19 protein-coding genes are annotated in these 24,196 nt (G+C 65.3%); 16 read left to right on the top strand and 3 right to left on the bottom strand.

All coding sequences use genetic code 11. The features are described from left to right. Positions 1 to 177: 177 nt before the first annotated feature. From C8C95_RS04435 to C8C95_RS04375, 13 genes are all read left to right on the top strand, one after another. Positions 178 to 2,076, top strand: a complete 1,899-nt coding sequence (locus C8C95_RS04435; protein ID WP_116750136.1) for an NAD(P)H-dependent oxidoreductase subunit E — start codon at positions 178 to 180, stop codon at positions 2,074 to 2,076. After that, positions 2,073 to 4,964: a formate dehydrogenase subunit alpha gene (gene fdhF, locus C8C95_RS04430; protein WP_116747789.1), complete on the top strand. Its 2,892-nt coding sequence runs from the start codon at positions 2,073 to 2,075 to the stop codon at positions 4,962 to 4,964. Before C8C95_RS04435 ends, fdhF begins: the two co-directional genes overlap by 4 nt. An 83-nt stretch (positions 4,965 to 5,047) precedes the next feature. Beyond that, positions 5,048 to 5,641 carry a DUF3305 domain-containing protein gene (locus tag C8C95_RS04425; protein WP_116747788.1) on the top strand — a complete coding sequence of 198 codons (594 nt, stop codon included), beginning with the start codon at positions 5,048 to 5,050 and terminating at the stop codon, positions 5,639 to 5,641. Further along, complete coding sequence (locus C8C95_RS04420; RefSeq protein WP_116750135.1) at positions 5,634 to 6,368, top strand: DUF3306 domain-containing protein; 735 nt, start codon at positions 5,634 to 5,636, stop codon at positions 6,366 to 6,368. Before C8C95_RS04425 ends, C8C95_RS04420 begins: the two co-directional genes overlap by 8 nt. Further along, positions 6,328 to 8,397 (top strand): 4Fe-4S binding protein, encoded by a 2,070-nt coding sequence (locus tag C8C95_RS04415; protein WP_116747787.1) that lies wholly within the window; start codon positions 6,328 to 6,330, stop codon positions 8,395 to 8,397. Before C8C95_RS04420 ends, C8C95_RS04415 begins: the two co-directional genes overlap by 41 nt. After that, the gene (locus C8C95_RS04410; RefSeq protein WP_116747786.1) at positions 8,394 to 9,026 is read left to right on the top strand and encodes a molecular chaperone TorD family protein; all 633 of its coding nucleotides are present in this window, start codon (positions 8,394 to 8,396) and stop codon (positions 9,024 to 9,026) included. Before C8C95_RS04415 ends, C8C95_RS04410 begins: the two co-directional genes overlap by 4 nt. A gap of 148 nt (positions 9,027 to 9,174) precedes the next feature. Further along, a complete protein-coding gene (locus tag C8C95_RS04405; protein ID WP_056058615.1) occupies positions 9,175 to 9,384 on the top strand; it encodes a hypothetical protein in 210 nt (69 codons plus the stop codon). Positions 9,385 to 9,398: 14 nt separating this feature from the next. Beyond that, positions 9,399 to 12,365, top strand: a complete 2,967-nt coding sequence (locus tag C8C95_RS04400; RefSeq protein ID WP_056746763.1) for a formate dehydrogenase subunit alpha — start codon at positions 9,399 to 9,401, stop codon at positions 12,363 to 12,365. Between the two features lie 23 nt (positions 12,366 to 12,388). After that, complete coding sequence (gene fdh3B, locus C8C95_RS04395; RefSeq protein WP_116747785.1) at positions 12,389 to 13,006, top strand: formate dehydrogenase FDH3 subunit beta; 618 nt, start codon at positions 12,389 to 12,391, stop codon at positions 13,004 to 13,006. After that, entirely contained in the window at positions 13,006 to 13,245 is a 240-nt protein-coding gene (locus C8C95_RS04390) for a hypothetical protein (protein ID WP_225581042.1), read from the top strand. The genes fdh3B and C8C95_RS04390 overlap by 1 nt, the downstream gene beginning before the upstream one ends. Before the next feature lie 8 nt (positions 13,246 to 13,253). Then, entirely contained in the window at positions 13,254 to 14,474 is a 1,221-nt protein-coding gene (locus tag C8C95_RS04385) for a formate dehydrogenase subunit gamma (RefSeq protein WP_116747784.1), read from the top strand. Positions 14,475 to 14,485: 11 nt separating this feature from the next. Further along, positions 14,486 to 14,878 (top strand): hypothetical protein, encoded by a 393-nt coding sequence (locus tag C8C95_RS04380; RefSeq protein WP_056058628.1) that lies wholly within the window; start codon positions 14,486 to 14,488, stop codon positions 14,876 to 14,878. 208 nt (positions 14,879 to 15,086) lie between these two features. Further along, a complete protein-coding gene (locus tag C8C95_RS04375; RefSeq protein ID WP_116747783.1) occupies positions 15,087 to 16,034 on the top strand; it encodes a formate dehydrogenase accessory sulfurtransferase FdhD in 948 nt (315 codons plus the stop codon). A gap of 199 nt (positions 16,035 to 16,233) precedes the next feature. On the opposite strand, the gene C8C95_RS04370 is transcribed toward C8C95_RS04375, so the two are convergent. Then, entirely contained in the window at positions 16,234 to 16,584 is a 351-nt protein-coding gene (locus C8C95_RS04370) for an RNA-binding protein (protein ID WP_116747782.1), read from the bottom strand. 117 nt (positions 16,585 to 16,701) lie between these two features. Next, positions 16,702 to 16,941 carry a hypothetical protein gene (locus C8C95_RS04365; protein ID WP_192420591.1) on the bottom strand — a complete coding sequence of 80 codons (240 nt, stop codon included), beginning with the start codon at positions 16,939 to 16,941 and terminating at the stop codon, positions 16,702 to 16,704. 406 nt (positions 16,942 to 17,347) lie between these two features. On the opposite strand from C8C95_RS04365, the gene C8C95_RS04360 reads away from it, so the two are divergent. The 3 genes from C8C95_RS04360 (at position 17,348) to C8C95_RS04350 (ending at position 23,458) form a co-directional block, all read left to right on the top strand. Continuing rightward, a complete protein-coding gene (locus C8C95_RS04360; RefSeq protein WP_116747781.1) occupies positions 17,348 to 19,039 on the top strand; it encodes a C13 family peptidase in 1,692 nt (563 codons plus the stop codon). Positions 19,040 to 19,104: 65 nt separating this feature from the next. After that, positions 19,105 to 21,624 (top strand): FtsX-like permease family protein, encoded by a 2,520-nt coding sequence (locus C8C95_RS04355; RefSeq protein ID WP_056058640.1) that lies wholly within the window; start codon positions 19,105 to 19,107, stop codon positions 21,622 to 21,624. A gap of 352 nt (positions 21,625 to 21,976) precedes the next feature. Beyond that, positions 21,977 to 23,458 (top strand): DEAD/DEAH box helicase, encoded by a 1,482-nt coding sequence (locus C8C95_RS04350; RefSeq protein WP_116747780.1) that lies wholly within the window; start codon positions 21,977 to 21,979, stop codon positions 23,456 to 23,458. An 80-nt stretch (positions 23,459 to 23,538) separates the two neighbouring features. Here C8C95_RS04350 and C8C95_RS04345 read toward each other — a convergent pair whose 3' ends face one another. Further along, positions 23,539 to 24,195: a nitrous oxide reductase accessory protein NosL gene (locus tag C8C95_RS04345; RefSeq protein ID WP_116747779.1), complete on the bottom strand. Its 657-nt coding sequence runs from the start codon at positions 24,193 to 24,195 to the stop codon at positions 23,539 to 23,541. Position 24,196: the final 1 nt, after the last annotated feature.

Genomic DNA, 24,196 nt, shown 5'->3' with positions numbered 1-24,196 from the left:
GTTGCGGTGATTGATTCATAGGGAGCGGCAAAAACGGCCGTTTCATTTGTTTTTGTGATCGACCCATGTGCATCGGCAATTTGACGCCGCAGGCGCCCGTGGCCGACACTGCGGCGGCCCGGGCACCCTATGCAGGTGCCTGCATACAACCAGATCAGCGCCCCACGCCCCCGGTCCATGCACCTTGCCCCCGAAGCCCCCACCGTCGCCGCCGTGTCCGTCAACGACATGCGCGAACGCATCCGCCGCAAAAGCCGCCTCAAGGGCCGCCAGCCCGAAGACGCGGCCATGGCCGAGGTGGCGCAACTGCTGGGCCCGCGCCCGGCCACCGGCTTTCGGCGTGACCTGCTCATCGAATACCTACACTGCCTGAACGACCACTTTGGCGTGCTGCACGACCGGCACCTGGTGGCACTCGCCAAGCAGATGAACCTGCCGATGGCCGAGGTATACGAGGTGGCGAGCTTCTACCACCACTTCGAGATCGTGCGTGGCGAAGAGGCCCAGGCGCCCCGCCTTGTGGTGCGGGTGTGCGACAGCCTGAGCTGCAGCATGACGGGCGCCCGCGACCTGCTGGCCGCGCTGCCCGAGCGCCTGCGCGCGGCCGGGCAGGGCGATGTGCAGGTGTTGGCCGTGCCCTGCTTGGGCCGGTGCGAGCAGGCGCCCGTGGCGGTGGTGCACCAGTGCCCGGTGCCCCACGCCACGGTCGGTGGGGTGCTGGAAGCTGTTGATTTGAAGCCCAATCGGGCGGTAGCGCTACATCCATATGCCCAAGGTGCTATCAATTTTGATATTGCTGAGTGTGTGGAGGCGAGCGTGCCTGCGCAGCCGGATGGAATCAGCCCCGGGCACACCGACCTGGCCACCTACCGCGCCCACGGTGGGTACCAGACCGCCGCTGCGCTGGTCAATGGCGAGATGGACGCCGAGGCCGTGCTGGCCGCCATGGAAGACTCCGGCCTGCGCGGATTGGGGGGCGCAGGCTTTCCGGCCGGGCGCAAGTGGCGCATCGTGCGCGAGCAGGCCGCGCCACGCCTGATGGCCCTCAACATCGACGAAGGCGAGCCCGGCACCTTCAAGGACCGTACTTACCTCGAACGTGACCCGCACCGTTTTCTGGAAGGCGTGCTCATTGCCGCCCAGGTCGTGGGCACTGAGGCCGTCTACATCTACCTGCGCGACGAATACCACGGCTGCCGTGCGCTGTTGCAGCGGGCTTTGGATGACCTGCGTGCCGAGCCGCCGTGCCCCTTGCCCCACATCGAGCTGCGGCGCGGCGCGGGCGCCTACATCTGCGGCGAAGAGTCGGCCATGATCGAGAGCATCGAAGGCAAGCGTGGCGAACCCCGCATGCGCCCGCCCTACATCGCGCAGGTGGGTCTGTTCGGCCGGCCCACGCTGGAGCACAACTTCGAGACGCTGTACTGGGTGCGCGACATCGTGGAGCGCGGGCCGCAGTGGTTTGCCAGCTTTGGCCGCCACGGGCGCAAGGGGCTGCGCAGTTTCAGCGTGAGCGGCCGGGTGAAACACCCTGGCGTCAAGCTCGCGCCTGCGGGTATCACGGTGCAGGAACTCATCGACGAATACTGCGGCGGCATGCTGGACGGCCACCAGCTCTATGCGTACCTGCCCGGCGGCGCCTCGGGCGGCATCCTGCCTGCCAGCCTGAACCAGATTCCCCTGGACTTCGACACGTTGCAGCCCTACGGCTGCTTTATCGGCTCGGCCGCCGTCATCGTGCTCAGCCAACACGACCGCGCGCGCGACGCGGCGCTGAACGTGATGCGCTTTTTTGAACATGAAAGCTGCGGCCAGTGCACGCCGTGCCGCGTGGGCACGGCCAAGGCGGCCACGCTGATGCAGGCGCCGCAGTGGGATGAGGAGTTGCTGGACGACCTAGCGCAGGTGATGGGCGATGCGTCCATCTGCGGCCTGGGGCAGGCGGCGCCCAACCCCATCCGCTGCATCCACAAATACTTTGCGCATGAGGTGGGCGAGGGGCCCTGGCCGGGCGACCTGCCCAAGCCGCGCAACAGCCCGCTGGCGGAGCAACTGCTGAAGGGAGCCCAGCCATGAGCAGCTTGCAAGACACCGACGGCGTGGCCTTTGAGCTGGACGGCCAGCCCGTCACCGCCCATCCTGGCGAAACCATCCTGAAGGCTGCGCAGCGCCACGGCGTGGAGATCCCGCACCTGTGCTACAGCGACGGCCTGCGCCCCGACGGCAACTGCCGCGCCTGTGTGGTGGAGATCGCGGGCGAGCGCACGCTGGCCCCCAGCTGCTGCCGCGCACCCACTGAAGGCATGAAGGTGCAGGCGACCAGCCCGCGCGCCCGCAAGAGCCAGCAGATGGTGGTGGAGATGCTGCTGTCCGATATGCCGGAGGTGGGCTATCAATGGAATGATGACCAGTCAGATACTCCTGAATTGATAGCTGGAAGCCCATGTGTATCTAGCGCTACAGGCGAAGTGGACTCAAAAACTGCCCCAGCGGTAGGCCAGCACGGCGAACTGAGCGCCTGGGCTGATCGCTTGGGCGTTTCGGTGCGCCCGACCCTCAAAGCCCTGCGCCGCGAGCAACCCGCGCCTGACCTCAGCCACCCCGCCATGGCCGTGAACCTGGACGCCTGCATCCAGTGCAACCGCTGCGTGCGCGCCTGCCGCGAAGAGCAGGTCAACGACGTGATTGGCTACGCGCTGCGCGGGGCCGACAGCAAGATCGTCTTCGACCTCGACGACCCCATGGCGGAGAGCACTTGCGTGGCCTGCGGCGAATGCGTGCAGGCCTGCCCCACCGGCGCGCTCAGCCCCAAGACGCACATCGGCTCGCAAAAGGTGGACCGCAAGGTCGATTCGGTCTGCCCGTTCTGCGGCGTGGGCTGCCTCATCACCTACAACGTGCGCGATGAAAAAATTATCAGCGTCGAAGGGCGCGACGGCCCGGCCAACCACGGCCGCCTGTGCGTGAAGGGACGCTTTGGTTTCGACTACGCCCACCACCCCGACCGCCTCACGGCGCCGCTGATCCGCAAGCCCGGCGTGCCCAAGGAGGTGCGGCCCTACGGTGCCGACTGGCGCGATACCTTCCGCGAAGCGACCTGGGACGAAGCGCTGGACCTGGCCGCAGGCCAGCTCAAGACCCTGCGCGACACGCACGGCCGCAAAGCGCTGGCGGGCTTCGGCTCGGCCAAGGGCAGCAACGAAGAGGCCTACCTGTTCCAGAAGCTGGTGCGCACCGGCTTCGGCAGCAACAACGTGGACCATTGCACGCGGCTGTGCCATGCGTCCAGCGTGGCCGCGCTGCTCGAAGGCGTGGGGTCCGGCGCGGTGAGCAACCCGGTGAACGACGTGGAGCATGCGGAGCTGATCTTTGTGATCGGCTCCAACCCCACGGCCAACCACCCCGTGGCCGCCACGTGGATGAAGAATGCCGCACAGCGCGGCGCGAAGATCGTGCTGGCCGACCCGCGCATCACGGACATCGGCCGCCATGCCTGGCGCACGCTGCAGTTCAAGGCCGACACCGACGTGGCCATGCTCAACGCGCTGATCCACACGGTGATGGACGAAGGCCTGGTGGATGACGCCTTCATCCGCGACCGCGCCAACAACTTCGAGGCCCTCAAGGCCAACGTGATGGGCTGCAGCCCCGAGGCCATGGCGCCGGTGTGCGGCATCCCGGCAGAGACGCTGCGCCAGGTAGCGCGGGCGTTCGCAAAAAGCAAAGCCTCGATGATTTTGTGGGGTATGGGCGTGAGCCAGCACGTGCACGGCACCGACAACGCACGCTGCCTGATCGCGCTGTGCGCCGTCACCGGCCAGATCGGCAAGCCCGGCTCCGGCCTGCACCCGCTGCGCGGCCAGAACAACGTGCAGGGCGCGAGCGACGCGGGGCTGATCCCCATGATGTTCCCCAACTACCAGCGCGTGGACAATGCGGGGGCGCATGCCTGGTTCGAGGACTTCTGGGGTACCCGGCTCGACGAGTCACCAGGCTACACCGTGGTCGAGATCATGCACAAGGCCCTGGCGCCTGACAGCGACCCGCACAAGGTGCGCGGCATGTACATCATGGGCGAGAACCCCGCCATGAGCGACCCCGACCTGAACCACGCGCGCCACGCGCTGGCCAGCCTGTCGCACCTGGTGGTGCAGGACATCTTCCTGACCGAGACCGCCTGGCTGGCCGACGTGGTGCTGCCCGCCAGCGCCTGGCCTGAAAAGACGGGCACGGCCAGCAACACCGACCGCATGGTGCAGATGGGCCGCCGCGCGCTCAATCCGCCGGGCGATGCGCAGCCGGACCTGTGGATCATCCAGCAGATCGCCGCGCGCATGGGGCTTGGCTGGAACTACGAAGGCGAGGAGTCTGGCGTGGCCGCTGTCTACGACGAAATGCGCCAGGCCATGCACGCCAGCATCGAGGGCATCACCTGGGACCGCCTCGCACGCGACTCCAGCGTGACCTACCCCTGCCTCACGCCTGACGACCCGGGCCAGCCCATCGTCTTCACCGAAAAATTCCCCACGCCCACGGGCCGCCTGCAGTTGGTGCCCGCCAGCGTGATCCCGGCGGCAGAGAAGCCCGATGCCGACTACCCCCTGGTACTCATCACCGGCCGCCAGCTGGAGCACTGGCACACCGGCAGCATGACGCGGCGCAGTACCGTGCTGGACGCGATCGAGCCCATGGCCACCGCGTCGCTGCACGGTGACGAACTGGTTCGGCTGGGCGTGGCGCCCGGCGCGCTGGTGGGCATCCGCTCGCGGCGCGGCATGGTGCAGGTGCGCGTGCGCCGCGACGACGGCACACCGCACGGCACGGTGTTCATGCCATTTGCCTATGTGGAGGCGGCGGCCAATCTGCTCACCAACGCGGCGCTGGACCCGTTTGGCAAGATCCCCGAATTCAAATATTGCGCCGTGGCGGTGGATGTCATGCAGGCCACTGGCGTGCCGGGCTGACACCGCGCGATCCGTACGCTGGCTGTGGGGCTTTGCACCGCGCGCTGCGGGCAAGGGGTTACTCCGGGGTACAGTCGCAGCCCATGACAGAGCGCCCCTACACCGACGTTGCCGTGATCATGCGGCGCGAGCACATCGACAACCGCTGGCAGCCCTGGCGGTGGTCCCTGGCCGAGGTGGTGATCCACGAGCCCGCCTTTGGGACCGAACCCCGCCCGCTGATCCAGGACGAGCGCGAGCAGCGCTGGCTGTTCCCGGGCTTTCGCGTGGAGCTGTTCCGCGACGACGCCGAGGGTTATCACCTGAACCTCACTTCGCCCGCGCCCTGCTGGTTTGTGATGTGGCGCCAGGATGAAGACACCGGCGCGGGCGAGGTCCCCATGGCCCGCCCGGTGGCGGTGAGCCTGAGCTACCACGACGCCGGCCGCTGGCTGGACGCACAGGAAACCGTGGAGCAAGTGCCCGCCGATGCCGAGGTGGTGGAGGCACTGCGCGCCTTTGTGGCCGAGCATTACCAGCCCGAGCCCAAGCGCCGCAAGCGCCCCGAGAGCTTTCGCACGCTGCAGGACCGCTTTGGCAACCCCGCGTCCGTGTCCACCGACAAGCCGCGTGGCGGCGGTGGTGGCGGTGGCGGTGGCCATGCGGGAGGCGCGCGAGGAGGTGGCGACCATGGCTGACGGATTCCTCGGCCGCTGGTCGCGGCGCAAGCAGGATGTGCTGGCGGGCAAGCCCGTGCAGGACCCGCCGCCGCCCACCCCCCAGGTGGCAACCCCCGCGCCGGTGGCCGCTGTGGCAGCGCCCGTCGCACCTGCAGCCCCTGCTGCCCCTGCCCCGGAGGTGCCACCGCCGCCCACGTTGGCGGATGCTGAGGCGCTCACGCCCGCGTCCGACTTCAAACCGTTTGTGGCCCGTGCCGTGTCGCCTGAGGTGCGCAATCTGGCCATGAAAAAGCTGTTTGCCGACCCGCACTTCAATGTGATGGACGGCCTGGACATCTACATCGGCGACTACACCCAGCCCGACCCGCTGCCTGCAGGCATGCTGCGCAAGATGGCCAGTGCGCATGCACTGGGCTTTTTTGACCACGAGAAAAAGGCCGCGACCCCTGCGCAGGGTTTGCCAGGTGATGCTGCGCCGGACGCGGCCCCTGCGGCCGCAATATCCCCGCCGGGCAGTCAGCCTCGGGATGATGCGGAGGCGCAAAGCCCCGCAGACGTGGCACAGTCCCAGGTATGCAACGCTGTTCCTAGCGTTCCCTCTAGCGAGCCTGAGGTGGCCCCACGCTCTGCCCAGGATGCGGTGGTCACGCCAGCCAGCCATACCCACAATGACCACGACGCTCATCTGCGACTGCAACCAGACGATGCCCCTCAACGCCAAGGCGTTGGGCGAGGCGCTGCATGAAGACCTGACCCTTCACTCTACCCTGTGCCGGCGCGACGCGGGGGCGTTCCAAAAGGCCATCCAGTCCGGGCAGGACGTGGTGGTGGCCTGCACCCAGGAGCAGCGCCTGTTTGGCGACCTGGGCCAGCAGACCGAGGGTGCGGTGTCGCCCATCCGGTTTGTGAACATCCGCGAAACCGGGGGCTGGAGCCGCGATGCTGCCAAGGCCAGCCCCAAGATCGCCGCGCTGCTGGCGGCCGCCCGGCTGCCCGACCCTCCGCCCGTACCCACGGTCACCTACAAAAGCACGGGCCGCTTGCTGATCATCGGACCGCTCGACCAGGCCGAGCAGGCGGCTGCCCTGGTGTCGGATGTGCTGGATGTGACGCTGTTCACCCAAGGCCCTGGCAATGCCGGTGGCGCGCAGGCGCGGCGCTATCCGGTGCTGGGTGGCCGCATCACGGGTCTCACCGGCTGGCTGGGTGCGTTTGAGCTGCAATGGGCGGCCGACAACCCCATCGACCTGGACCTGTGCACGCGCTGCAACGCTTGCGTGGCGGCCTGTCCTGAAAACGCGATTGGCCTGGATTACCAGATCGATCTGGCCGCCTGCCAGTCGCACCGCGCCTGCGTGAAGGTGTGCCAGGTGGCGGGCGCCATCGACTTCACCCGCGATGCCACGGCGCAGACCGAGCGTTTTGACCTGGTGCTGGACCTGCGTTCATCCACTGCCACGCCCACCTTCCTGCAGCACGCGCTGCCGCAGGGCTACCTGCGCTGGGACGGGCGGGACCTGGGCACGCTGCTCAAGCTGCGCGAGCTGGTGGGCGAGTTCGAGAAACCCAAGTTTTTTGTCTACAAACAAAAGCTCTGCGCCCACAGCCGCAACGAAACCGTGGGCTGCAATGCCTGCGTGGATATCTGCTCGGCCGAGGCCATCAGCAGCGACAAGGGCCGCCAGCAAATCAAGGTGAACCCCAACCTTTGTGTGGGCTGTGGCGCTTGCACCACCGTGTGCCCCACGGGCGCACTGACCTATGCCTACCCCAGTGCGACGGAGCAGGGCACCAAGCTCAAGACGCTGCTGTCCACCTACACCGCCGCCGGCGGCAAGGATGCGGCATTGCTGCTGCACAGCCAGGAGCGCGGCCAGGCGCTGGTGGAAGAACTGGGCCGTGCTGCTCAGCTGAAGTTGGCGCACGGCGTGCCTGCCAATGTGATCCCGGTGGCGCTGTGGCACACGGCCAGCACGGGGGTAGACCTGTGGCTCAGCGCCATGGCCTATGGTGCGTCGCAGGTGGTGGTGTTGAGCACCGATGAAGAAGCGCCGCAGTACCTCGAAGGCCTGCAGGCGCAAATGGACGTGGCGCAGGCCATCCTGCGCGGCCTGGGCTACACCGGCACCCATGTGCAGTTGCTGCGTGCCAACCACCCCACCGCGCTGGATGCTGCACTGCAGACTCTGGGCCAGACGCGCCAGAAGACCCCGGCCGTGGCTGCACGCTTTGCGGTGGCCCAAGAGAAGCGCAGCACGCTGGAGATGGCACTCGACCATCTGATCGAGCAGGCCCCGATGCCCGTAGACGAGCGGCCTGCGGCCATTGCTCTGCCTGCCGTGGGGTCGCCGCTGGGCACGATTGAAGTCAACAAAGACCGCTGCACCCTGTGCCTGAGCTGCGTGAGCGCCTGCCCCGCCAGTGCGCTGCAGGACAACCCGCAGATGCCGCAGCTGCGCTTCATCGAAAAGAACTGCGTGCAGTGTGGCCTGTGCGCCACTACCTGCCCCGAAGACGCCATCACCCTGCAGCCGCGCCTGCTGCTCACGCCCGAGCGTGCGCAACTGCGGGTGCTTAACGAAGCCAAGCCCTGGGCCTGTGTGCGCTGCAGCAAGCCCTTTGGCACGGTGAAGGCCATCGAGGCCATGCTGGGCAAACTGTCGGGCCACCCCATGTTCCAGGGCGAGGCGCTGGAGCGCCTGAAGATGTGCAGCGACTGCCGCGTGATTGACCTGTATTCCGCACAAAACGAGACGAAAGTGACCGACCTGTGAGCGCCTCATCCACCTTGACTCCCCTGGGCGGCAGCTCTGCGCTCGATGAGGAAACTGCCCGCGCCGAGCTGTACGGCTTGTTGTCGCAGCTGTATTACGTGGCGCCCGGCCCGGAGCTGCTGTCGGCCTTGCGGGTGGCAGTGACGGAGGCGCCTGCCGATGGCGGCTTTCTGCAGGAGCCCTGGCAGCAACTGGTGGCGGCGTCGCGTGCGCTCAGCGATGCTGCCATTGCACAGGAGTTTGACCGGCTCTTTGGTGGTGTGGGCAAGCCCGAGGTGTTTTTGTATGGCTCGCACTACCTCAGCGGGTTTCTCAACGAGAAGCCGCTGGCGCGTCTGCGTACCGATTTGCAGCAGCTGGGCCTGGCGCGGGACGAGACCATGCCCGAGACCGAGGACCATGTGGCCTACCTGCTGGAGGTCATGCGCTATCTGATCGCTGGAGACGATGTAGCTGTCTGCAACCTGACATCGCAGCGTGAATTTTTTTCAACGCATCTGCAGCCCTGGGTTCTTCAGCTCTGCGATGCCTTGGCCGCACAGCCGCAAGCACGGTTTTATGCGGCTGTGGCGCACTTCACGCGGGCCTTTGTGTCGGTGGAGACCCAGGGCTTCGACATGTTGGATTGATCCCTCCAGATGCTCGTAAACCCTCGATATGCCGCTACAAAAGATGAGTGTGTTACTGGGAGTTGTAAAGCCCGATGGCGGGTTTTTACACACTGACATAGACTGTATGAATTCCGTTTCATAGCTGCCAGCCTTTCTGGAGACAAGCATGCAGAACAGCCAGCCAAATTCCTCCCGCCGGAGCTTCTTTTCCGGCGCCGCCACCGTAGGGGCTGCCGCAGCAGCCGTGGTGGCACTCCCCCATGTCGCGCCGTCCGATGCCGTGGTGTCCGAGCCCGCGCGCGTCGCACCCGAAAAGGGCGGTGGCTACCACCTGTCTGCCCGCGTGAAGCAGTACTACAAGACCACCCAACTTTGACATCGGGGCACGCCATGTTGCTAACCAAGAAGTCTTCCCATTCTGTGCAGGGCAACGGCTCTGCATCGCCTTTTGTGCACAGCCTGCGCCGTGGCCTGTCGCAGGCCCTGCCCACCATGGACCGTCGCTCGTTCCTGCGCCGCTCTGGCCTGGGAGTGGGCGTGGGCATCGCGGCCTCGCAGCTCACGCTGGTCAAGAAATCCAACGCTGCCGAAGGTGCCAAGGTCGGCATCGGCGACAGCAAGATCGAAGTGCGCCGTACGGTGTGCACCCACTGCTCGGTGGGCTGCGCGGTCGATGCCGTGGTCGAGAACGGCGTGTGGGTGCGACAGGAGGCGGTGTTCGACTCGCCCATCAACCTGGGTGCCCACTGCGCCAAGGGCGCAGCCCTGCGCGAGCACGGCCATGGCGAGTACCGCCTGCGTTATCCCATGAAGCTGGTCAACGGCAAATACGAGCGCATCAGCTGGGACACGGCCCTGAACGAAATCACGGCCAAGATGCAGGAGCTGCGCAAGGCCAGCGGTCCTGACAGCGTGTACTTTGTGGGTTCGTCCAAGCACAACAACGAGCAGGCCTATCTGCTGCGCAAGTTCGTGAGCTTCTGGGGTACCAACAACTGCGACCACCAGGCGCGTATCTGCCACTCCACCACGGTGGCGGGTGTGGCCAATACATGGGGCTACGGCGCCATGACCAATTCGTACAACGACATGCAAAACAGCAAGGTCGCTCTGTACATCGGTTCCAACGCGGCCGAAGCGCATCCGGTGTCCATGTTGCACATGCTGCACGCCAAGGAAACCGGCTGCAAGATGATCGTGGTGGACCCGCGCTTCACCCGCACGGCCGCCAAGGCGGACGAGTACGTGCGCATCCGCTCCGGTACCGACATTCCCTTCCTGTTTGGTGTGCTGTACCACATCTTCAAGAACGGCTGGGAAGACAAGAAGTACATCAACGACCGTGTCTATGGCATGGACAAGGTGCGCGACGAAGTGCTGGCCAAGTGGACGCCTGACAAGGTGGAAGAGGCTTGTGGCGTCAAGGAAGACCAGGTTTTCAAGGTCGCCAAGATGCTGCACGAGAACAACCCTGGCACCATCGTGTGGTGCATGGGCCAGACGCAGCACACCATCGGCAATGCCATCGTGCGTGCATCGTGCATCTTGCAGCTGGCTTTGGGCAACGTGGGCAAGAGCGGTGGCGGCACCAACATCTTCCGCGGCCACGACAACGTGCAGGGCGCCACCGACGTGGGGCCCAACCCAGACTCGCTGCCTGGCTACTACGGCCTGGCCGAAGGCTCGTGGAAGCACTTCGCCGCTGTGTGGGGAGTGGACTTCGAGTGGATCAAGAAGCAGTATGCGTCGCCCGCGATGATGACCAAGAACGGCATCACCGTGTCGCGCTGGATCGACGGTGTGCTGGAGAACAACGAGCTGATCGACCAGGACTCCAATCTGCGCGGCGTGTTCTTCTGGGGCCATGCGCCCAACTCGCAGACCCGTGGTCTGGAGATGAAGCGCGCCATGGACAAGCTGGACCTGCTGGTGGTGGTAGACCCTTATCCATCGGCCACCGCCGCGATGGCTGCCATGCCAGGCAAGGCCGAAGATTTGAACCCGAACCGTGCGGTGTATCTGCTGCCCGCAGCCACGCAGTTCGAGACCAGTGGTTCGTGCACGGCATCCAACCGGTCGCTGCAGTGGCGCGAAAAAGTGATCGAGCCGCTGTGGGAGAGCCGCTCCGACCACATGATCATGCACCAGTTCGCCGAAAAGCTGGGCTTTGCCGCCGAGCTCTCCAAGAACTACAAGATGCAGAAGGTCAAGGGCATGGACGAGCCCGTGCCCGAGGACATCCTGCGCGAGATCAACAAGTCGGTCTGGACCATTGGCTACACCGGCCAGAGCCCTGAGCGCCTGAAGGCCCACATGAAGAACATGCACCTGTTCGATGTGAAGACCCTGAAGGCCAAGGGCGGCAAGGACAAGGAGACTGGTTACGACTTTGGCGGTGACTATTTTGGCCTGCCATGGCCCTGCTATGGCACGCCGGAGCTCAAGCACCCAGGCTCGCCCAATCTGTACGACACCTCCAAGCATGTGATGGAAGGCGGCGGCAACTTCCGCGCCAACTTCGGCGTGGAAAAGGACGGCGTCAACCTGCTCGCAGAGGACGGCTCCCATTCGGTGGGCAGCGAGATCACCACGGGCTACCCCGAGTTCGACCACGTGCTGCTCAAGAAGCTGGGCTGGTGGGACGATCTGAGCGATGCCGAAAAGGCCAAGGCCGAGGGTAAGAACTGGAAGACCGACCCCACGGGCGCGATCATTCGGGTGGCCCTCAAGCACGGTTGCCATCCATTCGGCAATGCCAAGGCGCGCGCTGTGGTGTGGAACTTCCCGGACGCCATTCCGCAGCACCGTGAGCCTCTGTATGGCACGCGTCCTGACCTCATGGCCAAGTATCCGACCCACGACGACAAGAAGGCCTTCTGGCGCCTGCCTACCCTGTACAAGAGCGTGCAGGAGAAAAACGTGGCCGACAAGGTGCACGAGAAATTCCCGCTCATCATGAGCTCGGGTCGTCTCGTGGAGTACGAAGGCGGCGGCGAGGAAACCCGCTCCAACCCCTGGCTGGCGGAGCTGCAGCAGGAGTCGTTCGTCGAGATCAACCCCAAGACGGCCGCCGACCGGGGCATCCGCAACGGCGAGCGCGTATGGCTCAGTTCTCCCACCGGTGCCCGCATCAACGTGCAAGCACTCGTCACCGAGCGCGTGGCACCCGATACCGTGTGGATGCCGTTCCACTTCTCGGGCCGCTGGCAAGGGGCGGACATGCTGGCGTACTACCCCAAGGGTGCGGCACCTGTGGTGCGCGGTGAAGCCGTCAACACGGCCACCACCTATGGCTACGACAGCGTGACCATGATGCAAGAAACCAAGACCACGATCTGCAACGTGGAACGCGCCTGATCGCGCCACGCAAGGAGACACACATGGCACGAATGAAATTCATCTGTGACGCAGAGCGCTGCATCGAATGCAACGGCTGCGTGACCGCCTGCAAGAACGAACACGAAGTACCGTGGGGCGTGAACCGCCGCCGCGTGGTCACCCTGAACGACGGTGTGCCGGGTGAAAAGTCCATCTCGGTGGCCTGCATGCACTGCAGCGACGCACCTTGCATGGCGGTCTGCCCCGTCAACTGCTTCTACCGCACCGAAGAGGGTGTGGTGTTGCACGACAAGGACGTGTGCATTGGCTGCGGCTACTGCAGTTATGCCTGCCCGTTTGGCGCGCCGCAGTTCCCATCGTCCGGCACCTTTGGTGTGCGCGGCAAGATGGACAAGTGCACCTTCTGCGCCGGTGGTCCTGAAACCCATGGCAGCCAGGCCGAGTTTGAAAAATACGGCCGCAATCGCCTGGCCGAAGGCAAGCTGCCCGCCTGCGCAGAAATGTGTTCTACCAAAGCCCTGCTGGCCGGTGACGGCGATGTGGTGGCGGATATCTTCCGCAACCGCGTGGTGCAGCGTGGCAAGGGCTCCGAAGTGTGGGGCTGGGGCACGGCCTACGGCTCACAACAGGCAGGTCAGCCTGCAGGAGGCAAGTCATGATGCAGCGCACCATACACATGACCTTGGCCGCTGCGGTGGCCGCCCTGGCATTGACGGGCTGCGGCGAGAAACCGCAGACCGGCGCGGGCATTCGCAGCGATGCTCCGTCTTACGCCGGCACCGGCAGCAACTTCACGCAGCCTGGCTGGAAAGCCGGCGACAAAACCAGCTGGGAAGCGCAGTTGAAAGCGCGCCAGCAGTACGGCCAGAACGAATACACCCGCACCCAGGCGAAGTGAGGTCCACCATGAAATACATCGTGTGGTCCATGGCCTTGGCGGCCAGCCTGGCCTGTGGGCTGGCTGGCGCCCAGACGCCGCCTGCTGCGCCCGACGCATCTGCGGCAGCTCCTGCAGCCACGGCTGCACCGGCTGCGGTGGGGGGTGTACAAAGCCAGAATATCTTTCAGGTCAAACCCGACGCCAGCGCTGATCCCAAATACGCGGAACAGACCAATGGCGAGCGCATGAAGGTGCAGCCCGGCAACAACGCGCCCATGTGGCGCCAGGTGGGGCAGGGCGTGACAGGCTACAGCAGCTTGCCTGTGACCCAGGCGCCCGAGGCGGGCAACCTGATCCAGCGCTTTGTGCAGTACCCCGGCTCGCGCTACACCAATGCGGGCGAGGCGTGGCGGCAAGTGCGCAACCACTGGATCATCCCCTACGGTGCGGCGCTGTTTGCCATCGTGTTGCTGGCTTTGGGCATCTTCTACTTTGTGAAAGGCCCGCTGGGGCATGAGCATCCCGACGGCACCGGCCCCCGCCGCATCGAGCGTTTCACCCCGTTCGAGCGTGCGGCCCACTGGGCCAATGCGTTTGCATTCGTCGCGCTGGCCATCTCAGGCATCGTGATGGCGTTTGGCAAGTTCTTCCTGTTGCCCATCCTGGGGACCACGCTTTTTGGCTGGTTGACCTATGCGCTCAAGAACGTTCACAACTTTGTGGGTCCGTTGTTTGCCGTGTCGCTGCTGGTGATCATTCTTACGTTCATCAAGGACAACATCGCCAACCGCGCTGACTTTGTCTGGTTGGCCAAGGGCGGCGGCATGCTGGGCAAGGGTAATCATGAGGTGCCCTCACACCGCTTCAATGCGGGCGAGAAGGGCTTGTTCTGGTGGGGCATCACCATCCCCGGCATCTTTGTGGTGGCCACTGGCCTGGTGCTCGACAAACTCATCCCCGGCTTTGGCGACGTGCGTGGCGACATGCAGATCGCCCACATGATCCACGCCACTCTGGCCATCTGGATGATGGCGCTGATCTGTGGTCATATCTACATGGGCACAGTGGGCATGAAGGGTGCCTACAAGGCCATGCGCACCGGCTATGTGAGCGAGGGCTGGGCCAAGGAACACCATGAGCTGTGGTACGACGATGTGCAGGCCGGCAAGATCCCGCGCCAGCGCAGCGCTAGCCTGTCAGCGACCGACGTAACAGCATCTGCGGGCCAGCAGCCCGCCCAGGTATGAGGATCCACTCCATGACGAGATCAAGCATCCGCACCTCTTTGCTGGCGCTGTGCGCGGCAGCCGTATGCACTGTGGCATCCGCCAAGCTGCCGGCCCCGTCCCCCGAGGCGGCCGCCAAGGCCGCCGAAGCGGCAGCCAAGGCTGCATGGGCTGGCAAGGTGGACAACTACAAGTTGTGCCTGTCGCAAGACAAGGTGGCCGCGCACTACCGCAAGACCACGCCTTCGGCCAAGCCCGCGGCTGCTACTGGTGCTGCTTGCACGGACCCTGGTCCCTTCGCCTACACACCGCCAGCGGCCAAGCCTGCAGAGGCTGCTGGTGCACACTCGCCACCTGGCACCGCCAGCAGCCCTCCCAGCACGCAGGTACCTGCCGCTGCAGCTGCACCGGCCTCCAAGTCCTGACACGCGCCCTGCCGCGCTGGGCTCGAAGCCGCGTTCCCTGGTGGGGCGCGGCTTTTTTTCTGGGCGCGATGTGCCAGGTGCACCGCCGAGCCAGCAATCGCAGAGCGATACGGCACCAGCCCGCCCCCTTGGTGCAGTGGACCGGGCCACGCAGCGGTTCATTCCCGTGCGCTAACCGCGGTAGCACCACACTGCGTATATTTGCCCCATGAGTTCCAGTTCTTTGTCCACTCCTTCAGTTTTGTCTTCGCCCTCTCTGCCGCGCCTGACGCAGGCCCACGCCCCGCTGACCCATGCAGTGGAGGTCGTCAACGAACTGGGCGCACGGGAACAGGTACAGATCCCCGCCGAGCGTCCGCTCACGATCTACGTGGACAAGCGCGAGCTCGTGACGCTGATGACACTGGGCGCGCAACCAGAGCTGCTGGTGCTGGGTTATCTGCGCAACCAGCGGCTGGTCGAATCGGTGCTCGACATCGAATCGATCACGGTCGATTGGGAGGTCCACGCCGCCGCTGTGCGCACGCGCCATGGCATTGCACGGATCGAAGAGCGCACGGCCAGCAAGGTTGTCACCACGGGCTGCGGACAGGGCAGCGTGTTTGGCGGGCTCATGGACGAGGTGGACCGCATCCAGTTGCCCGACGCCCGCCTGACCCAGGGCCAGCTGTACGGCATTGTCAACGCGATTCGCCTCAAGGAGACCACCTACAAGTCGTCCGGTTCGGTGCACGGCTGTGCCCTGTTCAAGGGGGAGGACTTGCTGATTTTTGTGGAAGACGTCGGCCGCCACAATGCGATCGACACCATCGCCGGCTGGATGTGGATGAATCCTGAGACGTGCTCATCCAGCGACTGTGCAGGAGACCCCGCAACCTCTCCCATGTCGGGGGCAGACAAAGTGTTCTACACCACCGGCCGCCTCACCAGCGAGATGGTCATCAAGTCCGCGCAGATGGGGGTGCCCATTGTGGTGTCTCGCAGCGGCATGACCCAAATGGGCCATGCCGTGGCCCAGCAGCTGGGCCTGTGCGCCATCGGGCGCGCCACCAACCGCCGGTTTGTGTGCTACAGCGCTACGCACCGCCTGGTACTGCAGCCAGAACTGGCCCAGGCACCGGTGGTGCCCCCCGCCCGGGCTGCTGGTGAAGTGTGAGGCGGCAGCGCTCAATGGTTAGCGCCCGCGCAGACGGGGTGGTGCTGGGGCCGTTGCCGCTCAATAGTCTTTGAGTCGGCCACCGCAGCGGCGTCGAGCACCTTCGGCCCGCCTTTGGCCTGCGGCCCATGCAAAGGCATGGGGCGAGACGAAAAAAAGCCGGCTACAGGGAGCCGGCTTTTTTCATGAGCCACAGGGCTCAATAGCGGCCGCCGCCGTAGCCGCCCGTGCCATAGCCAACGTCCGAGCGTTTGCTCGCACTGTAGCCATTGGCGCTGTAGCCTCCTGCTCCGCCACCTTCTTCACGGGGGCGGGCCAGATTCACCACAATCGAGCGCCCATCGACGGACATGCCGTGCAGCGCGCTGATGGCGGCTTGGGCCACTTCGGCCGACGCCATTTCCACAAAGCCGAAGCCCTTGGAGCGACCGGTTTCGCGGTCCATCATGACCTTGGCGGAGGACACACTGCCGAACTCGGCAAAGTTGCTTTGCAGGCTGGAATCGGTCACGGAATAGGGCAGGTTGCCCACGTAGATCTTGGTGCTCATGGAAGAGCCTTTCTGAAGGATGGCACGCAACGAAGGGCGCACCGTTGGGGTACAGCACTGTGAGCGGAAGCCCACGGCAACTGGGATGAGGAAATGGAGCCTGCGGTCAGCAGAACTTCAGCACACAGGGGGATGGGACATGCACGCTTGCAGCCAGCCCTGGGTGACGGCAAAGAGCCTGGCTGCTTCGCGCGAGGCAAAGGCTTTGTCAAAACGGAACACTCGGCAGTAGCTGCCGTTGCCACTTGAACGATGGACCGAGAAGGAGGCGCGGAAGCGGCCGCAGTCGGTCGGGTGTGTCGCGGGCGAAACGACGTATTGGCCCATGGAAATGGCGTTATTTGAAATCTGGTGCATTCGGGAGCGCAGGCCAGCATCGACCTGCGTGAGCATCGAGGGACTCGGTGGGCTGCAGCTCTTCAGACCCACTGGGCGACAAGGTCGCAAAAGGCAGCCTGCCGTGGCGCGGTAGACCGCTGGGAGGCAGGCGTTGCGGTGACTGCTGGCGTCAAAAGCCGTGACCACGACAAAGCAGAGTATATGCGATTAGTTATTTAATTTTTATTTAATATTATTTTCTGTTTTAAAAGACGGTGCCAGTCCTTCGATTGCTCCTACGAAGGCCGGGGGGGCGCTGGCGCAATAGCGAGCTCGTCCATCGCTCTCCATCGTCTTTTGGCCCGTTCCCGCAGCCTCTTGCGTCCTGCCTTCGACGGATTCCACGGCCACAGAAGGCGTCACCCCGCGATGGCATGATGCGCGCATGAAAGACCTGAACGCCAGCAGTAGCACCTGGGCCGACACGTTGCCCAGCCAGTGGGGACCAGAACTGGCCCACACGGAAATTGAAGTTCCTTTGAGCCGGTCGCCACAAGACCTGCCCACATCGTCTGCCATCAGGGCGGTTTCCGCCACGGAGCGCCTTTCCCTGTGGGGCTGGATGCGCGAAGGACTGCGCGCTGCACTGTTTCTGGCACCGCGTACAGGGGCTGCGGCACCCACGCCCTGGCAGTTGCTGGTGTTGTCGTTGATCAGCGGCGCGTTGCTGTTGGGCGCTGCACGGTTACAGGTCGTGGGCCCGGCCCAGTTCAGCATGCGTGGCTGGCTCACCCCCATGTGGAGCAGCCTGGTGCTGCTGTGGCTGGCTTGGTGGGCCATGGCGCCAGCACAGCGTGCTCCTACCCCTGCGCCCGAGCTGGGTGTGCCCGGCCCTTCGGGCGGGCTGGCCGCGTGGTATGTGCTGTCGGCGTGGGCGCCCTTGGCCCCCTTGCTGGTGCTCTATGTCCTGATGGGATTGGCGGTTCACCAGCCTGCACTGTGGAATGGGACGGTGGCAAGCATTCTTTTCTGGGTGGCCTACGGCGTGCTCACGGTATGGGTGCTGGCCACGTTGGTGGTGGTGAGTGCCCGCTTCATCCGATCGCGGGTGCGCACTGCGGTCTTTGGCGTGGCGATGGCTGTGGTGGTCGGGGTGGGCATGTGGCAGTTTCAGGACCAGCCCTGGGAGGAAGACGCCCTGGCGGTGGCCGATGCGTCGGCCGACGGAGCACAGCCTCCAGAGCCTGCGCAACTGGCGCTATCGCAAGGCCTTTTTGAGAACCAGCAGCTGCTGTGGCAACAGCAGGTGGATGCTTTGTTGCCTCAGCGTCCCGGCGTTGTGGATGTCTATGGGTTGGTGTTCGCGCCCTATGCGGATGAAAACGTGTTCCGCCGCGAAAGCACGATGGTCAACACGCTGCTGCAGGATCGGTTTGACGCCCAGGGCCGGGTTCTGCACCTGCTCAACCATGCTGAAACTGCCGAGACCCACCCCTGGGCGACGCCCGAGAATCTGCAACGCGCCATTGCCGCGCTGGCCGCGCGCATGGATCGCGAGCATGATGTGCTGGTGATTTACATGACCTCGCATGGCGCACGCAACCATGAACTGGCCGCCGCACACTGGCCGCTGCAGGTGCCCCCGGTGACGCCCGAGATGCTGCGCGCAGCGCTGGACGAATCGGGCATCCGCAACCGCGTGATCGCAGTGTCTGCCTGCTTTTCGGGAGGCTGGATCGAACCGCTGGCCACCGACAGCACCCTGATCATGACGGCGGCCGACGCCACCCACACCTCGTATGGCTGCGGCAGGCTGTCTGAGCTGACCTTCTTTGGCCGCGCGGTGTTTCATGAACAACTGCGCCAGACCCATTCCTTCACCGAGGCCTTTGCCAAGGCTGTGCCGCTGATTCAGCAGCGTGAGGTCGAGGCCGGCAAGGCCGACGGATTTTGGAACCCGCAGATCCGCGTGGGCCAACAGATCGCCCCGGTGTTGCAGGCGCTGGAGCAGCGGCTGCAGACGGAGGCACCAAATGCCTCCAGCGCAGCCCCTGCGCCGGCGGCCGAAGCGCCGGGCCCGGTGCCAGCGACAGCTGCGGCGATCGACGCCGCCACAGCGCCATCCCCGCGGCACTGATGCGTTGAACGCGTTCTAACACCCCACGGCCCGCCAGCCCGTTCGCTTTGCGCTAAGGTCTGTCCATGAACCTGTCTTTCCTGCGCCTTGGCTGGCGCACCCTGGCCCGGGACCTGCGCGCGGGCGAGTTGCGCCTGTTGATTGTGGCGGTCACCCTGGCAGTGGCCGCGCTCACATCTGTGGGTTTTTTTGCCGATCGCCTGCAAGGCGGACTGCAGCGCGATGCCCTGCAGCTGCTGGGGGGGGATGCAGTCGTGGCCAGCGACAACCCAACGCCCGCTGCATTCGTGGAGCGCGCCAAGGCGCTTGGGTTGCAATCGGTGACCACGCTGGGCTTTCCGACCATGGGCCGCGCGAGCGATGCGCAGGGCGGTGCCAGCAAGCTGGTGGCACTCAAGAGCGTGCAGCAGGGTTACCCGCTGCGCGGCAGCCTCACGGTGGCAGATGCCCCCGGCGCGCTGGAGCAGCCGACGCGTGACATCCCGGCGCCCGGCGAGGTGTGGGTGGACGCGCCACTGCTCGAATCGCTCAACCTCGCCATGGGCGACAAGCTGTTGCTGGGCGATGCGCAACTGCGCATCGCGCGCATCATTGTCATCGAGCCTGACCGGGGGGCGGGCTTCATGAGCTTTGCGCCACGTGTGATGGTGAACGAACGCGACCTGCCCGCCACGGGGCTCGTGCAGCCTGCCAGCCGCCTGACCTACCGCTTTGCCGTGGTCGGCCCGGCGTCGGCCATCAAGGCGTTCAACGATTGGGCGGTGGTCGAGGCCAAGAAGCCCGAAGTGCATGGCGTGCGCGTGGAGTCGCTGGAAAGCGGCCGCCCCGAGATGCGCCAGACGCTGGATCGCGCGCAGAAATTCCTGAGCCTGGTAGCGCTGCTGGCTGCACTGTTGTCTGCCGTGGCCGTGGCGCTGGCCGCGCGCGGGTTTGCGGCGGAGCACCTCGACGCTTCGGCCATGCTGCGTGTGCTGGGGCAGAGCCAGCGCACCATTGCTGGGGCCTATACCACTGAGTTCGCGCTGATCGGCCTGTTTGCCAGCTCCTTGGGTGTGGCGCTGGGCTATGTGGTGCACTACGCGTTTGTGCTGCTGCTGGCGGGATTGGTGGAATCGGCCTTGCCTTCGCCCAGTCTGTGGCCGGTGGTGTTTGGCCTGGGCATGGGGCTCACGCTGCTGTTTGCGTTTGGCTTGCCGCCGGTGCTGCAGCTGGCGCAGGTGCCACCATTGCGGGTGATACGGCGTGATGTGGGGGGGCTCAAGCCCGCATCGCTGGCAGTGCTGGGTATCGGCATTGCGGGCTTCGCTGCGCTGTTGCTGGCTGTCAGCAGCGACATCAAGCTGGGTCTGATTGCCGTGGGTGGTTTTGCCGGCGCCGTGGCGCTGTTTGCAGGCCTGTCATGGGTGGCGGTCAAGCTTCTGCGCAAGAGCGTGAACGAAAGCACGGCCCCGCGCTGGCTCGTGCTGGCCACGCGGCAGATTTCTGCGCGCCCGGCCTATGCCGTAGTGCAGGTCAGCAGCCTGGCGGTGGGTCTGCTGGCCCTGGTGCTGCTGGTGCTGCTGCGCACCGACCTCATCAGCAGCTGGCGCAAGGCGACCCCGCCAGATGCCCCCAATCGCTTTGTCATCAACGTGATGCCTGACCAGTCGGAGGCCTTTCAGCAGACGCTCAAGGACAGCGGAGTGGGTCGCTACGACTGGTACCCCATGATCCGCGGCCGGCTGGTGGCTGTGAACGGCAAGCCAGTGGGCCCCGACAATTACACCGACGACCGCGCCAAGCGCCTGGTGGACCGGGAATTCAACCTGTCCAACGCTGTGGAGGCACCGCCCCACAACCAGGTGGTGGCTGGGCGCTGGACGCCCGGCGAGGAGGGCGCCATCAGCGTGGAAGAAGGTATCGCCCAGACGCTGGGCCTGCAGCTGGGTGACCGTTTGCAGTTCGATATGGGCGGCGTGCAGGACGAGGCCCGCATCACCAGCCTGCGCAAGGTGGACTGGGGCTCCATGCGCGCCAACTTCTTTGTGATGTACCCGGTGGCCGAGGTCAAGGATGTCCCGGTCACCTACCTGGCCGCCTACCGCGCTCCAGAAACCCACGGTTTCGACAACGCGCTGGTGCGCCAGTTTCCCAACATCACCAACGTGGACATGGGCGCCACCATTGCCCAGGTGCAGCGGGTGCTGGAGCAGGTGATCCGGGCGGTGGAGTTCTTGTTTGCCTTCACGCTCGCAGCTGGGCTGGTGGTGCTGTTTGCCGCCGTCACGGCCACCCGCGAAGAGCGCGCACGCGAGTACGCCATCATGCGTGCCGTGGGGGCCCGTGCCAGCCTGCTGCGCCAGGTGCAGCGGGCCGAGCTGGTGGGTGTGGGCCTGCTGGCGGGCTTTCTGGCCAGCGCGGTGGCGGTGGGCGTGGGCTGGGCATTGGCGCGTTATGTGTTTGACTTCACCTGGACCGCCGCCCCCTGGGTGCCGCTGGCCGGTGCGCTCGCGGGCGCGGTGCTGGCGCTGGCCGCAGGCTGGTGGGGTTTGCGCGAGGTGCTGCTGCGCCCGGTGGTGGACACGCTCAGGCGGTCTGCCGAGTAACTGGACAGCAGCAGACGCACTGCACTGCGTCCGGAAAGGGTGAGAGTCCGCACGAGCGCCCTCTGCCTTTGGCCGGTGCCAAGCGCTTTCCGAGGGTGTTTGTCGTGGCAGCTGCGGGACATTGCTCGCCCCGCGATGCAACGACCGCACGCGGCGCAAGGTGTTGCGGCCATTGGCCTCGCCGGCCCAGAGTTTGAATAAAAACAGACGATAGCGCCGAATTCATATGCGCTGATAGCTATCAAATAGATAGCGAATACTCGCCAATGCGCTGGCTGCGCCTACTGCATTTTTGCTGCTCCGGGCCCGAAAAATCGCTTTTTGGGCCACCGGTGCGACAATAGAGGGCTAAATGACAAGTTCCTTTTCCAATCTATCGCTGGCTGAGCCGCTGGCGCGCGCCGTAGCCGAAATGGGCTACGAGTCCATGACGCCCATCCAGGCGCAGGCCATCCCGGTGGTGCTCACCGGCCAGGACGTGATGGGCGCAGCCCAGACCGGCACCGGCAAAACCGCCGCGTTCTCGCTGCCTTTGCTGCAGCGCCTGCTCAAGCACGAGAGCAGTTCCACATCCCCCGCTCGCCACCCTGTGCGCGCTCTGGTGCTGTTGCCCACCCGTGAGCTGGCCGACCAGGTGGCCCAGCAGATTGCGCTGTACGCCAAGTACACCAAACTGCGCAGCACCGTGGTGTTTGGCGGCATGGACATGAAGCCCCAGACCATCGAGCTGAAAAAAGGCGTCGAAGTGCTGGTGGCTACGCCGGGCCGCCTGCTCGACCATATCGAGGCCAAGAATGCGGTGCTCAACCAGGTGGAGTACGTGGTGCTCGACGAGGCCGACCGCATGCTGGACATCGGTTTTCTGCCCGACCTGCAGCGCATCCTGAGCTACCTGCCCAAGCAGCGCACCACGCTTCTGTTCAGCGCCACCTTCTCGCCCGAGATCAAGCGCCTGGCCAGCAGCTACCTGCAAAACCCCGTCACCATTGAGGTGGCCCGCCCGAACGAAACGGCCTCCACGGTGGAGCAGCGCTTTTACAGCGCCAATGATGACGACAAGCGCCGAGCCATCCACCAGGTGCTCAAGACGCGCGGCATCAAGCAGGCTTTCATCTTCGTGAACAGCAAGCTCGGATGCGCCCGTTTGGCGCGCAGCCTGGAGCGTGAGGGCCTCAAGACCGCAGCCTTGCACGGCGACAAGAGCCAGGACGAGCGACTGAAGGCGCTGGAAGCCTTCAAGAGCGGCGAGGTTGATCTGCTGGTGTGTACCGATGTGGCTGCGCGCGGCCTGGACATCAAGGACGTGCCTGCGGTGTTCAACTTCGACGTGCCTTTCAATGCGGAAGACTATGTGCACCGCATTGGCCGCACGGGCCGTGCGGGCGCGTCCGGCCTGGCCGTCACGCTGGTGTCGGGCAGCGATGCCCGCCTGGTGGCCGACATTGAGAAGCTGATCAAGAAGAAGATCGATCTCGAAGCCATCGAATACGAAGAAGACCGCCCCCGCGGCCGCATCAACGACGGCCGCCGCGCATGGCGTGAAGCAGGCGAGACCGGTGATCCGCGCGATGCGATTCCAGGGGCAGTGCGTGAACGCAGCGAGCGCCGCGAACCCCGCGAGTCGCGTGAACACCACCGGGGTTTCCGCCCTGCCGTGGCCTCGCGCGATCCCTTCTTCGAAAAGCCTTACGAACCCAGCAGTGCGGATACCGCCCCCGCCTGGGAGGCCGCCGCCAAATCGCCTGCGCGCAGCAGCATTTCGGCCAACATCAAGCCCAAGCGCAAGGTGGCAGCCCTCTTCAAGGCCACTCAGCCAGAAACTTCGGTGCAGTGATAAAAAACAGGCCTTTTGGGCCTGTGGCACCAGAAGAATAAGCGCTGGCAGCTATATTTTCAATAGCGGTCAAGCTCCCTTCAACTTGCGTGAAGGCGGTGGTCGGCCCTGAGGTTGGGGGCCAGGCCGCGCAGCAAGCGCGTGTCGATGCCGCCGAACAGAACGGCCTGCCCACCACGCTGCTGCACAAACTGCTGTGCCGCCCCCGCGCTGCCAAAGGCGGGCAGGTTGCCGGCCAGCACGGGCCCCAGGGCCGACGAACCTGTCACGTACACCGCTTCCTGCGCGTTCAGCCACAGCCCCGTGTCGGTATCGGTCACGTAGCGGGCCACGATGGCGTCGTGCGTGCGGCCCCGCGTGTAGTGGTCCACGTTGCCCAGGTACAGCATGAGACTGAGCGGCGAGTCGAAAAAGTAGGCGTCCCCGTCCGCAAAAATGACCTGCGCCGCCCACGCCCGTGCGCGTGCCGGGTACATGCCACACACCGGGCAGCGCGCTTCGGCGGGCACCTCGCGCGCAGCGGCCAGGGGCTGGCCCAGCGCAGGGTCGTAGGGCGTGGGAGGCGCCACCACGCACACATCGTCGCCAACTCCCTCCAGGGCGGCGTTGCCGGATGGCGGGGGCGGGGTGCGCTGGGGCCATTGCCACGCCACAAGGCCTGTCGAGCCCAGCAGCAGGGCTGCGAGCACGGCGCGCCGAGCGGCGGGGCGGGGTGGGGGCGGTATCAATGCCGACACG

It is taken from the genome of Acidovorax sp. 99 (assembly GCF_003096455.1).
GTDB lineage: Bacteria > Pseudomonadota > Gammaproteobacteria > Burkholderiales > Burkholderiaceae_C > Acidovorax > Acidovorax delafieldii.
Note: the sequence above shows the minus strand (reverse complement) of the source record. Positions and strands in the feature narration are given on the sequence as shown.